This is a genomic window from Streptomyces sp. NPDC027962 (assembly GCF_055566095.1).
In genome coordinates this window covers 28,900-41,856 of sequence record NZ_JBVHTA010000057.1, presented here as the reverse complement: position 1 = coordinate 41,856, position 12,957 = coordinate 28,900, and the positions used below count along the sequence as shown (strand labels likewise).

Sequence of the window (12,957 nt, the reverse complement as noted above, 5' to 3'; positions counted from 1 at the left end):
GAGATGTCTCTCCGCCCTTTCGAACGGCCACTGGCCCTCCTCGGACTCAGCTGACCAGCACCGCCCCCAGAACCTCAGACTTTGCAATCACCCTGCCCCGCCTCCCCCAGCGTCCGCACCCCACCCGCCGCCATAGCCGCAACCAACAACCGGAACCGAGCAACAGCCACCGCGAACGGGTTGACGTCCACGCCGTGCACCGAGTCCAGCGCCGCCCGCACCCGCTCATGCACATCACGCCCCGGCTGTCCCTCAGCCCAGAGCCGCACCAACCGCCGAAACGCCCCCAGCACGAAGTGCCCCGACCCGCATGTAGGGTCGATCATCTTCAGTTCCTCGTACCCGAACTCCCGCACCGCCGGATTCATCGTCCGGTCGAGGATGAACTCCTCCACGAACTCCGGCGTCTGGAGCAGCGCATACGTCTTCCGCGCCGCCTCGCTCAGGTCCTGGTACAGGTCCCCCAGGAACCGCGTGTCCCACCCCTCCGTGCCGTCCTCGTTCAGCGGGTCGGTGAAGTCGTGGACGAGGACTCCCGCCTCATCCCTCCCCCGCCAGAACTCGACCAAGTCCCGCGCCCCGTCATGCGACAGCGGAACCTGGTACAGCGGGTTGTGCCGCTCGTCGAAGAGGAGCCGTCCCGCCTGGCCCTGCCCCAGTTCCTCGAACGCCTTCTCCAGCCAGCCCCGGTACGTCGGGTCCTCGTCCGACTCCACGTACGCGTCGTACCGCGACTCCGCCAGCTCCCGCCGGTCACCGTCCGGCCCCGTCAGGTACGGCTCCGGGATCAGCCGGTTGTCCTCGCAGAACCGTACGAACACGGTCCCCAGCACCCACGCCACCGCGACCTGCGTGACCCGCTCGTCCAGCCACGAGGTCCACGTCGCCGCCGTACGCCCCAGCTTGCGCGCCTGGTCGTACTCGGCCCTCAATCGCGCGCCGACATCCCCCAGCGCCTTGACCTGGCGCCCCAGGTCGGCCTCGACCGCCTTGACCTGCTGCTTCAGGTCGTTCAACAGAGCCTTGCGGTCGATCACTTCGCGTCTCCCTCGATACCACTGGCACTCGCACTAGCACTTGCCGCGCCCTCGCCGGACCCCCGATGGGCGTTGCCCACCCACGTGTCCGGAAGCTGAATCCACTCCCCCAGGCCGGCCTGGTACGGCACGGCCACCTGCCCGAGCCGGGGCTCGCGCGACGGGTCGGCCTGCGGGACCAGGAGCCACAGCCCCCGCCCGCCCCGCCGGGCCGCCGACGCCAGGCGGTCCAGGACGCCCATCGCGTCGTACCGCGCGAACACCCCGGCCTCCGTCAGCAGCACAGGACCGACCGAGCCGACAGCACCGGCCCCACCACCGTTACCCAGCAGCTCCGCGATCCGGGGCTCCACCGCCCCCCACGCCGTCCGCACGTACTCCGCGAACCGCACCGCGCCCTTCGAGCCCGGCTCGGCGGCGTCCGCCTTGAGCAGGGTCTCCCAGGTGGGCTTGGTGCCCGGCGTGACCTGTGCGTGCAGGGCCTCAAGGAACAGTTCGGTCACCGAGACCACTTCCGCTCCCAGGCGTTCGCTGCCCAGCCCGGCCACCGCCTCCCGCACCGACCGCTGTCCGACGGTCAGCACCCGGAACCCGTCCCGGCGGGCCGACGCGAGCAGCCGTTCCTCCGCGTGCACGGCGCCCGCGAGCTGCGGATCGTCGGCGTACCGCGTCACCGCACCCGTACGCGTCGACTGCCGCCACGCACCCGTCGTCAGGTAGCTGGACGCGTCGTCGACCCGCGTCGGCAGGTAGCGCAGCACGCCCTCGTGTTCGTGCATGCTGAGCGACAGTTCGAAGCCGCCGTCACGCAACGCCTTGGTGAGCGGGCCACCCGTCGGCAGTTCGTGGGTCGTGCCGCCACGCCCGTCACGAACCACCATCTCCGGGAAGCGGGCACGGACCCGTTCGTGCACGGCCTCGCCGGTCAGGCCCGGCTGCTGTCCCTCCGGCATACCCGGGATCCAGCGGACGAGCCCAGCCTGCGTGAGCCGCAGCGCCCGCACCAGCGACAGGTCACGCGGATAGATCTCCAGGCGCGGAGTAGCGGCGGCATTCACCGACGCCGCGGCCGCCAGCTCCACCATGCGCCGCTCGTCCCAGTCCACCGCACCCGGCGGCACCGTCAGCGCGCCCAGCTCGGCCAGCACCGTCGCCGCCGTCGGCAGGGTGTCCAGCCGGGCAAGCCGATCAGCGGTCTTGCCCAGACGAGTCGCGTACTCCAGCAAGCCCGGCGCCGTCGGGGTGTCCGGACCGTCGTCCTCCCGCACGTCGAGCGCGAGCAGGCCGGCGCCCAGGGACTCGTCCGTCGCCTTGCGGTTCGGCTGGTGCTGGAACTCGGCTTCCTGAGGGGCCAGTTGCTCCACCTCGACCACGGCCCGTACGGCCGCCAGCGCCATCGCCCGCCGCTGCTCGCGCCCGGCGAGATGCGTGCCGCGCCGGACCGCCAAGGCATCCGCGATCTCCACCGCCGAGGCGACCCGGCCCATGCCCACCAGCAGGTCGATGATCTCCTCGCGCAGTGCCTGGACGGCGAGCTCCGCCTTCCAGCGCTTGCGCTCGTCCTTCAGCATCTGCGGGATACGGCCGTGGCTCAGCCCAAGGCCCTCCGCGACGTCCTTCTGCTTCGGCCAGACCCCGATGTCGGGCAGCACCCCGTGCTCGTCGGGCAGCCGCAGCAACAGCCGTACCATCTCCGCCTTGTTGCGGTTGGAGCCGTTGTTGTTGACGGCGGGCACGAAGACGGTGGCGAGGGTGTCGAGGCTGACCGAGCGCAGCGTGCGGGCGGGCAGCGCGCCCGCCGACTCGCCCGTCGCGAGGTGGCCCACCAAGGCCGACTCCGCCGCCGTGAGCTGCTCCAGCTCTTCCTTCGCCTCCGCGCGGCCCTTCGGCGTGAGCGGCGAGACGGGGATCTCGCGCAGCCGCTCGCCCCACTCGCGCTGCCGTTGCTGGACCTCGTTGCGGGTCTTGGCGCCCAGGCCGGGGGCGTTGACGAGCTTGCGGCGGCTGTAGTCGAGCAGTTCGCCGACCGTCGTGATGCCCAGGCCGTAGAGGAACGACTGGGCTGCGGGCGTGAGTCCGGAGACCGTCAGCGGAGTGTCCCGCGTGACCTCGGCGGCGAGGCGGTCGCGCTGCTGCTCGGCGGTCTCCGGCTCGGCGTCCGCGATCGCCACCGCGGCGGCGCCCTCGGTGGACACTCCCTCCCCCGAGGTCGCGGCGGGGGCCGGGTGGCGGGAGCGGTGGCTGGACGGGACGGTCTGGGAGGCGTCGAGGAAGACCTTGCGCCAGGCGTCCCGCATCGGCTTCAGCTCGGGGAACCGCTTGCCGGCGTCGCGGTGCAGGGCCTTCTGGAAGAAGGTGACCAGCCCGTCCCGTACGGCCGGGTCGAAGGCCTCGGCCGCGATGGTCGGGTACGGCCACTCCTTCGCGTCGGTCATGCGGGGCAGGACGCTGCCGTCTCCCCACTTGGGCAGCTCGCCGGAGGCCATCTGGTGCAGGGTGACGGCGACGGCGTACCGCTCGGCGTGCGAGTCGTACGAGCCGCGGGTGATGACGTCGACGAAGGGGTCCAGGTAGCCGTCGGTGCCCGCGTTGGTGCTCTTCGCCGGGTAGCCGGCGAGGGAGAAGTCGATGAGGACGAGTTCGCGGGTGCGGTTGGGGCGGACGCGGACGGCGATGTTGTCGGGCTTGATGTCGCGGTGCCAGACGCCTTCGCCCTCCAGGAAGTCGACGGCTCCGAAGAGGTAGTCGCCGTACGCCTCGAGCTGGTCGACCGGGAGGCGGCCGTGCTCGCGGAGCTGGCGGGCGACGGTCTCCTCACGGCGGCGCGGACGTGCGCCACCCTCGGCGCCCTGTCCGCCGTCGTCGCGCTCGTCGCCGACGTACTCCAGCGCCAGCACGGTACGGCCGCCGATGTGCAGGGGCTCCGGCTCGACGAGGCGGATGATGCCGGAGTGGGGGCGCAGGCGTCCCATGGCCTCGGCCTCGCGGGCGAGGATCTCGCTGCGGCTGTCGGAGAGCGCGACCTTCAGCACGGCCAGCGGGCGGTTCCTGCGGGCTTCGGCCTGAAGGTCGCGGACGAGGAAGGCCCGGCTGGTGGAGCCGGTGCCGAGGCGGCGGCGGATCTCCCACCGGCCGGCGAACACGTCACCGGCGACGGCCTCCAGCGGGTCCTTGTCGGCGGCGGTCTCGTCGTCCCCGTCGGCCGGCCCCTCCGTGGCGGTGGCCGCCTGGGCCGGGGCCGTGAGGGAATCCTCGACGACCTCCAGCAGCTCCAGGAACTCGTCCACGCTGGACAGGCGCTGGCCGGGCCGGTAGGCGGTGGCGGCCTGGACCAGGTCGTCCACGTCCTCCGACAGGCCGTCCACCAGGGAGCTGGGGCGCAGGCCCTCCCCCGCCTCCAGGCGGGCCAGCAGCTCGGCCTGGCTCGCGGCCGGGGCCTTGCCGGTGACCAGCAGGTAGGTGAGGACGCCGAGGCCGTACACGTCGAGGTGGACCGGGTCGGGGTTGAGGGCGGTGAGTTCGGGGGCGAGGTAGGCGTCGGCGTCCTCGGCCACGTGCTGCGCCGACAGGGCGGTCGGCGCGAAGCGGGTCATGCCCTGCCCCTGGGAGGAGTCGCCGCTGCGCTGGGTGGCGATCTGCCAGTCGGAGATCTGGAGCTGCGGGGTGAGCCAGGCGGCCTCCTCCCCCACCGCCCGGCCCTTCCTGCCGCGCGGGCGGGGGACGACGAGCACGGAGCGGGCGGCGAGGGCCCGGTGGTGGATGCGGCTGGAGTGCGCGGAGCGCATGGTCTCGGCGAGCTGGCGGACCAGCGCCATCCGGCCGAGGATGTCCAGCTTCTCGCCGTACTGGACCAGGTACTCGTCCAGCTTCAGCGTGTCCGGGTGGTAGTCGAAGATCAGCGCGGGGCCGGCGGCGTGGCCGGAGGGGAAGTACTGCTTGAGCTCGACCGCGCCCGGGTGCTTGAAACGGCCCAGGACCGCTGCCTCACGACGGGCCGCGTTCTCGACGGACTGGCGCAGGGAGGCGTCGGAGCCGCGCTCGCTGAGGTAGATGCGGACGCGGGCGGCCTCGGGGAGGTCGCTGTGGCGGGCGAGGTAGTCCGCCCAGGTGGGCCCGGAGTCGAAGGACTTCCGCTCCAGCTCGTACGGGCCGACCTTGTACTGCGCGTCACTCTTGCGGATGCCGATGTGCTTGAGGGCCGCCTCGATCTCGCGCGAGCCGATCGCGGTGATGCGGCGCCGCTCGTCGCGCGGGGGCTGCCCCAGCATCTCGACCAGCTCGTCGACGGTGTGGACGCCGTTCTGGTCGTGGGCGGGCAGGCGCACTCGGAGGCTGTCGTCGGTGAAGCAGACGGCCTCGGCGACCCAGACGCGCTTGTTGCCGGGCAGTGCGAGCAGGCCGGCCAGTTCCTTGGCCTTGCGGTTGACCAGGTGCAGCGGATTGCCGTGCGTACGGCGGCGGCCACCGGGAGTGGTCTGCACCCAGGTGCCGTTCTCGGAGGTGACCGAGCCGTGCCAGTCCTTCAGCTCGATCATGCAGGCGCCGCCGGGGGCGACGACCAGCAGGTCGACCTCACGGACGTGGCCGGTGTTGGCGGTGAAGGTGAAGTTCGACCAGGCACGCCAGGGGTCGGAGTCCGGCAGCTTCTCCCGGATCGCCTCCAGGCCGCGGCGTTCGTGATCGAACTCGGACTCGGTGACCGTGACCCACCGGCCTTCCCGCATGCCTGTTCCCCGCTCGTCGTGTCCTGCAAGGGCCGCCGTTCCCCATGGTTCAGACCCCGGGGCCAGATCCTAGTGGCTGGCCGTGCCATGAAAAGAGACGGTGAAGGACGGGAGTACGGGACATTCCCCTCCTATCGCCCGACTCTGGTGACTTATGGTGCGCGGACCACCAATATCGTGGAGCCTCGCCAACGCCTTCGGGCGAGAATGCGCAACCATGCCGGGGACGCGGACCAGCTCCGCGGTGGCTCGCTCCACCCGGGTCACCGTCGACCACCGCTTGAGCTCGACGAGTTGGACGGACAGCCCGCTCTCCTCGGGGTGGTGGCCCACGAGGACGACGTCGATGAGCCGTGGGTCGCCGGCGCGGTCGGTCTCGCCTGGCGTGGCCGCGCACCCGACGATCATCTCGACGTTCCCGCGGTCGGCGGCGACCAGGTCCTCGGCGAGATGCACCAGGCTCTCCGCCCAGGCGGAACGTTCACTCAACCCGGCTGATTCAGCGGAATTGATCGATCTGACGTTCCGATAGCAGAAAAGGTGCCTTGACCTGCGAGGATGGGAGTGTCTACGTCGTATCCGGCACAAGAGTCAGGGCACCTTTCTGGTGAGCGAGCGTACAGGGTGGGACCGTCGGCTGCGTGTGCGGGCCGACGGCAAGGGGCTGGTCGGACACGCTGGGGCGGTACTGCTGCGCCGGTGCGCGGACAAGGTGGGGCTGACCGGTGCTCTCGCCACCGTGCTGCCGGTGGGTGTCGGGCGAGGCTGGCGCGACCGGGCGACGGTGGTGGTCCAGCTGGCGGTGGCCATCGTGCTCGGCGCGATGAATCTGAGCGATGCCGAACAACTCGGTCTGCACCACCGGGGCTTGTTCGGCCGTCCGCTTCGGACTCCACCACCCCCCGGACGCTGGCCGGCCTTGACGACACTGCGCTGGCGCTGATCGCGAGAGCCCGGAGGAAGGTGCGCCGGCATGTGTGGTCGCTGCTGCACCTGCGGCCCGGCGGCTTCCCCTGGCTGAGTGTCGCGGGGCGGCACCTGAAGGGCTGGATCGTGGTGGACATGGACGCCACCATCATCACCGCCGCTTCGAAGAAGGAACGGGCGGCGGCCACCTTCAAGGGCAGCTTCGGCTTCCATCCGTTGGCCGCCTGGTGCGCGAACACCGCTGAGTGCCTGGCCATGGAGCTGCGGGAAGGGAATGCAGGCGCCAACACAGTCGCCGACCACCTGCGGGTCCTTGCCGCGGCACTGAAGCAGATACCGCACTCCAGCCAGGCCAAGCTCCTCGTCCGCGTCGACGGGGCCGGGGCCACCCACGGCCTGCTGGAGCATCTGATCGCGTTGAACGCCAGCCGGCGCACGGTGCGCTTCTCGGTCGGCTGGAAGATCACCGACCAGGACGAGAAGGCGATTGCGAAGCTGCCCGAGAAGGCGTGGGAGACCTCGCTCAAGCAGGACGGCACCCTCCAAGACGGCTACTTCGTAGCCGAGTTGACCGGCCTGAACACTCGGGAGGGCTGGCCCGACGGCCTGCGGCTGATCGTTCGCCGGGTCAGACCCTCGGGCCGGCAGATCAAGAAGCTGACCGACTTCGAGAAGAAGACCGGCTGGCGCTACAGCATCACCGCCGCCAACATCGGCCGGATGTGGGGCATCTCCGGCTCCCACCAGCCTCAGTTCCTCGACGCCCTCCACCGCGATCACGCCGAGGTCGAGGACCGGGTGCGGACGAACAAGGCGCTGGGCCTGCACAACCTTCCATCGAAGACCTGGGACGTGAATCGCGGCTGGATGCTCACCGCGAACCTCGCCGCCGACCTCGACGCCTGGGTCCGCCTCCTGGGCCTGCACGATGCCGACGACCTGGCCGGCGCCGAGATCGACACCATGCGCTTCCGGCTCTACCACTTGCCTGCCCGCATGGCGAAGCATGCCCGCTGCCGCTGGCTCCGTATCGAGGCCACCTGGCCCTGGGCGACCGCGTTCACCACCTGCTGGCAGCGGCTCACCGCACTATCGACCGTCACCTGACGGCCGGTCTCCGCCCCGACAAAGACCAGGAAGGAGAGACCGAGCACCACTCCGGGAGACGTGGAACCCCGGCGCAGCCGCAGCGTCACGCGACGGCCACACCCGCGATCACGCAGGACAAACGGGGCGAACCACCGAACCGATCAACGGCCGAACCCCACTGACGAATCGAGGCCAAAGCACGCCTTTGCGTCAGTCCTCCCGCTAGGGGTGCCGACCGCAATGCGGGTACTCAGGGGCGGCTAGCAGCCACGACCCGAAGCAGCACCGCGCGTCGGTCGGTGACGCGGGCCCGGATCGCCTGCAGTTGGGCAAGGACGACCTCACGTTGCGCCTGCCCGGCCTTACCATCCTCCACCGCCCGGTGGATCTGCTCTTCCTCCTCCTCGATTGCAGCCTCGAGGTGGGTGATCAACTCTTTTCTGAACTGTTCAAATCTGGACCGTACTTGCTCAGTGAGGTCGGGTAGCACCAGGCCGGGGAGTCGACGAAGCCACTCATCAGCCACTTCCACTGCTGAGCGTTTCATACGTTCCTCCAGCTGTCGGCTGCCGACCCCGATGCCGGTCAGAAAGCTCGCCACGGCGACCGCCGGCACCATCCAGGGGCCGCCGGCGACCGCACCGAGCAGCAGTGCTACCGCTGCTCCTACACCTCCCCCAGCGCCACGCCACCCGCCCACCCAGCCTGCGAGTCCGGCGCCTACGCCACCTAAAGCAAAGCCAGCGATCGAGGCAAGAATCCGGGACGGACCAGCAGTGGCGCGGTCGTACGGCAACTGCTCCCAGCCCAGTTGGAGTCGGACGGCCGTTATCTCGCGTTCCAGACTTGAGACCTCTGCTTGCAGTTCCTGGCACAGGTCAGCCAGGATTGGCTCTAGGACCGCATTTGCCATGCCTTCGGACCATGTACTGAGGCGGTGCGTTACCAGCTCGTTGATCGCCTTGCCGACGGTCTCGTTGGCGTGCTTCGCTTTCAGGACGCCAGTGATTCGTCCGAGGTCGAGGTCCAGATCCTCCACATGGGCGGGAAGCTCCAGCCGAAGCTCGTCGATTTCCTTCTCGAAGCTAGCGACGAGGGCGTCCACGGCTCGCCCGGAGTACCGAGGGAAGAACCTAGAGAGGCGTTGCGGTCGGCTATGTAGCTTCTGCAGGGAGGGCAGAAGCTCCCTGTAGGCTCGTAGCAGTTGCTCTCCGTCGAATTGTGTGGCGGCGATGCGCCCGGCCAGCTGCTCGTCGAGTTCGTCGGCGCCGAGAAGAGCTACTCTCGCGTATCTGGCGAGGTGGGCGTCGTGCCGCTCATTCAGCAGAAAATCGGCCAGTCGCGCCTCCAGCGCTGGTAACCCAGACGCGGCGATCTCTCCTGAGTCTGCCGTGAGGCGGCCCTTCCGGGCGCGCTCGGCGTCGACGATGAAGATGTCGTGCGTAGCTAAGTCCTGGCCTGTGTACCTCGGGCCGCCCCAGTGGCTGTACACATACCGGTTCCACACATACCCAGGCAGCTCCTCATCGGCACGGCCGCCGATGTTATTCACTACCGTGAACACGCGCACTCCGGTCCTCGCGAGGGCTTCAGCCTGAGCCAGCTCGTCACGGCCCACCAAGGTCTCGGAGTCGTACACGGCAATGGCAGCGTCGCAGTGTTCTCCCACACTGTAGGTCGCCTTGGTGCGCAGATCGTCCAGTTGGAGCCCTGGGGTGTCGACGAAAGACACACCTGCTTGGCACACGGTGGCGGGGTAGCCGACCCTGAACTCCCGAATGTTCGCCAGGCTCCGGCCCGCATCTCCTTCGGCAACGGAGGCGGCGGACTCCCGCCAGTAGCGCTCCCAGTCCCATGCCTCCCGGTGGCCGTCTCTGTGTACCGCCTCCACCGTTGGTTCATTGCTGTACCAGACACTGGTGAGGACTGATGCCGAGGGGGAGCAGCCCATGACAATCGGTCCCTGCACCGCGCTGGAATCGACAGTATGGGTGGTTTCTCCGAGCAAGGCGTTGAGCAGTGTCGACTTGCCGCTCTGGAAGCGGCCCACCACGATGAGCGTAAAGATATCCGAACGCAGGGCCTGTGCTGCACTCGATAGACGTTCCGCTGTGTGAAGCATGCCAAGGTCAGTGGCATCCCTTGAGAGGCCGTCGATCGCCTCAGCAGCCCTCCTGGGAGCTTCCTCAGTTTTCGCGCTGATGTGGCCAGCCAGCGTTTTCTCTGACATCTCTCCCCACCTTGCTCCGCGCAGCATTACAGTCGACGTCGTCTGCAAGGCATCCGCCGCCGAGCAGGATGCCCTCGTCGTGTCCAGCCGCCGCGCACGTGCGCCTCGGCCGAAGGTTCAGCGTCCCATACCCTGCGTGCGCACACAGGCTTTCCACGTGTCGAGCCGCAGGAACGGTCCACGGGACGCAGGTTTGGGCAATTCCCAACAAACTCAGCCTGGCTCATAGTGACTCACTATCCTCTGACCATCGAGGTGGGGGACGATGTGAGCGACAACAGTGATCAAGCCGGCGCCGGGAGGATGGTGCTGGCTGTTGGCCTGCCCGTCGAGTCTCAGGACGAGGACGGCTTAGCACCCCTGGGTGCACTGGACTCCCTGGTCGAGGCGCCGCAGCATGCCGCACTGATGTCCGAGGTTCTGCAGAGGTTCGGATACCAAGAGGGCAGTGTCGGAAGCTTGCCCGAAAGCCCCGGGGATGACATCCGCAAGGCGGTGACATCTGCAAGTACCTCTGTGCTGGTCGTGCACATCGTGGCTCATGGCAGGCTAGCCCAAGACGGCGAGCGTGAGTTGCACGTCGTTGGCAGCGACGGCAAGAACCTTGACGATCCGGTGTCGGCCTGGATGAGTCTGATTGAATCGCATCGCGACAAGAAGCGGCCGCTAACACTCTTTCTCCTCGATCTCTGCCACTCCGGTGCCGCGGCGACGCTCTCGTGGCACCAAAGGATGCGGGTCAACCACCGACGGGCTTGGGTCATCGCAGCCTCCGGGCGGGACGACAAGGCATTCGACTACCGCTTGAGTCGGGCTACGCATGCTGTACTGCACCGATACCTCGACGGCAACTTGCGCGTGGATCCGTCGCACGCCCATATTCCGCTGCCCACGATCGCCCGGGAAATCGACCGTGCGGTGACCAAGCTGAACGCGGTCGAGGGCTTCGACCAGCAGATCGAAGTGAGCCGGGTTCCGATGACGGCGTGCCTGGATGACCTACCTTTCTTCCCGAACCCCTGGCATCAGGTAGATACGCCTGTGTTACCGGACGTCGAGGTGGCAGTGGCCTCCTTGCTTGACGAGGCTTTTGACCCACGTCACTTCATGCTGCGGGGAGCAGGCTCCGAGGCGCTGGACCGAGGGTTGGGACGCGGATACTTCCGTGGCCGCACCCGCGAAGTCCGCTCCTTGAGCGGCTGGCTGAACGGCAAGGGGCCAGGCTTCGGACTTCTCACCGGAAAACCTGGCTCAGGCAAGTCAGCTTTGCTCGGCGTTCTGGTCAGTGCGGCTCACCCCAAACTGCGCGACGTCGCGGAAGCTCTGTGGTTCCCGTTGGAAGTCAAGCCCGGCCGCAATGACAGGCTTGCCGTCGTTCATGCACGGCGCCGCAATCTGTCGCAGATCGCCGCCTCGCTCGCTCGACAGATGGGGGCAGGCGGCCTCGACCGCCCGAGCGGCTGGGACGCCGAAGGGCTGACCAGACTCGCGCGTGCCCGGTCAGGGCGGGCGCACACGCTCGTGGTCGACGCGCTCGACGAGGCTGAGCGCCCGGCGGACGTGGCTCAGGCGCTGCTGCTGCCGCTTGCCCGGGCTGCGCTTGAAGAAGAGGCCGGTCTGCGGTTGCTGGTGGGGACGCGAGAGCGACCCGACTTCACCGCTCTACTGAGTCTGGCTCAGGAGATGAGCACGTTGGTGAACCTCGACTTGGGCTGTGTGGAAGAACTCTACGAGGCACTGCGGCAGTACGTTGTTGATCTGCTTGCAGTCGACACCGGCTACAGCAACGTGTCCGCGCACGACGCGGCTCAGGCACTCGCCGAGGGAATCGCCGCCAGGCTCACTGGCGTGAACGATTCCACCGAGGCTCGCAACGGGAGCAGGCCGCTAGGCTGGGGAGAATTCCTGGTAGCTGGGCTCTACGTGCGGGCGGTCCTGGAACGGCCGGTAGAGCGGGACGCGGCAGCCGCCCGCGAACTCGGCCTCGCAGTACCGCTAGATCTCCACGCGCTCTTCCAACTCGACCTCGCGCGCCGCGACGACCAGCCCCAACTGCTACCGGTTCTTTCAGCCTTGGCACATGCCGAAAGTCTCGGAATGCCCGAGCGTGTCATCGCTCACGTTGCCGCAGCGTTCGCGCCAACCCGGCAAGAGGCCAAGCCGCTGCCGCTAGGGGAAGTCCGCGCCGCACTCACCGCAGCGCGCTTCTACCTGCGCCGCGATGTCGACGTGGACGGCACCACACTCTTCCGGCTCTTCCACGAGGAGCTATCCGAGCAGCTTAGAGCTGAGGCGTACGGTTCTCTGGAGAACGGCCGAGTCTCATGAACCACACGCCCTCCTTATTTGCTTCGGCTGTCTACGAGAAACTGCTCGGGTCTGTCCCCCGTGGCGGCGCAGGTCTCCTCGCATGGCACGTTGCCGACCCCTACGTGCTGCGTCACGCAGCCCATCACGCGTCGAAGGCCGGCAGAGTCAACGAACTCCTCGAGGATCCCGACTTTCTGGTACACGGCGAACCGGACGGGGTGCACTCCGTCCTGCACGAGGCGACCACGGACCACGCACGACTCTCAGCTGCTGTTTACCGCGCCTCCTTTACTCTGCACCGCAGCCTTTCTTCGGCGCAGCGTCGGCAGGTCCTTGCGCTGGATTCGGCGCGGTTCCAGGCGCGAGCGCTCAGCGCCGAATTCGCTCGCGGTACTGGCTGGCGGCCTCGCTGGGCGACCGGCTCCCAGGTGTCCGCGTCGAGTACCGCAGTCCTCTCCGGCCACGCCCATGCATGGGGAGTAATGGCCTTGACCACGGCGGACGACAGGCGGGTCGCAGTCACCGGAAACGGAGACAACACTCTGCGCGTTTGGGACCTGGCCACAGGGCTCGCCTCCCTTACCCTCTCGGGCCACAGCGATGTGGTCACCGCCGTGGCCGCCACCGAGTTACGAGGAAA

At 68.5% G+C, this 12,957-nt stretch carries 6 protein-coding genes and 2 pseudogenes; 4 read left to right on the top strand and 4 right to left on the bottom strand.

All coding sequences use genetic code 11. The features are described from left to right. Positions 1-92: 92 nt before the first annotated feature. The 3 genes and pseudogenes from pglX to ACZ4SA_RS33895 form a co-directional block, all read right to left on the bottom strand. Positions 93-1,037: pseudogene (gene pglX / locus ACZ4SA_RS33905) on the bottom strand (BREX-2 system adenine-specific DNA-methyltransferase PglX); the annotation flags it as partial. Further along, positions 1,034-5,761 (bottom strand): BREX system serine/threonine kinase PglW, encoded by a 4,728-nt coding sequence (gene pglW, locus ACZ4SA_RS33900; protein WP_468281784.1) that lies wholly within the window; start codon positions 5,759-5,761, stop codon positions 1,034-1,036. The gene pglW and the pseudogene pglX, both read right to left, overlap by 4 nt. Positions 5,762-5,830: 69 nt before the next feature. After that, complete coding sequence (locus ACZ4SA_RS33895) at positions 5,831-6,250, bottom strand: hypothetical protein (RefSeq protein ID WP_468281782.1); 420 nt, start codon at positions 6,248-6,250, stop codon at positions 5,831-5,833. Between the two features lie 118 nt (positions 6,251-6,368). Between ACZ4SA_RS33895 and ACZ4SA_RS33890 the strand changes: the two genes are divergently transcribed. Both ACZ4SA_RS33890 and ACZ4SA_RS33885 read left to right on the top strand, forming a co-directional pair. Next, a complete protein-coding gene (locus ACZ4SA_RS33890; protein ID WP_468281792.1) occupies positions 6,369-6,704 on the top strand; it encodes a hypothetical protein in 336 nt (111 codons plus the stop codon). Then, entirely contained in the window at positions 6,671-7,795 is a 1,125-nt protein-coding gene (locus ACZ4SA_RS33885; protein WP_468281790.1) for an IS1380 family transposase, read from the top strand. Before ACZ4SA_RS33890 ends, ACZ4SA_RS33885 begins: the two co-directional genes overlap by 34 nt. Positions 7,796-8,027: 232 nt before the next feature. Here ACZ4SA_RS33885 and ACZ4SA_RS33880 read toward each other — a convergent pair whose 3' ends face one another. Beyond that, positions 8,028-10,007, bottom strand: coding sequence for a dynamin family protein (locus tag ACZ4SA_RS33880; protein ID WP_468281780.1), 1,980 nt, complete (start codon positions 10,005-10,007; stop codon positions 8,028-8,030). Between the two features lie 267 nt (positions 10,008-10,274). On the opposite strand from ACZ4SA_RS33880, the gene ACZ4SA_RS33875 reads away from it, so the two are divergent. Together ACZ4SA_RS33875 and ACZ4SA_RS33870 are read left to right on the top strand one after the other, a co-directional pair. Beyond that, complete coding sequence (locus tag ACZ4SA_RS33875; protein WP_468281778.1) at positions 10,275-12,335, top strand: P-loop domain-containing protein; 2,061 nt, start codon at positions 10,275-10,277, stop codon at positions 12,333-12,335. Further along, positions 12,332-12,957 (top strand): annotated as a pseudogene (locus ACZ4SA_RS33870) (hypothetical protein); the annotation flags it as partial. The gene ACZ4SA_RS33875 and the pseudogene ACZ4SA_RS33870, both read left to right, overlap by 4 nt.

Coding starts and splice junctions, on each gene's coding strand:
- pglW (WP_468281784.1), bottom strand. CDS start 5,761: ATGCGGGAAGGCCGGTGGGTCACGGTCACCGAGTCCGAGTTCGATCAC.
- ACZ4SA_RS33880 (WP_468281780.1), bottom strand. CDS start 10,007: ATGTCAGAGAAAACGCTGGCTGGCCACATCAGCGCGAAAACTGAGGAA.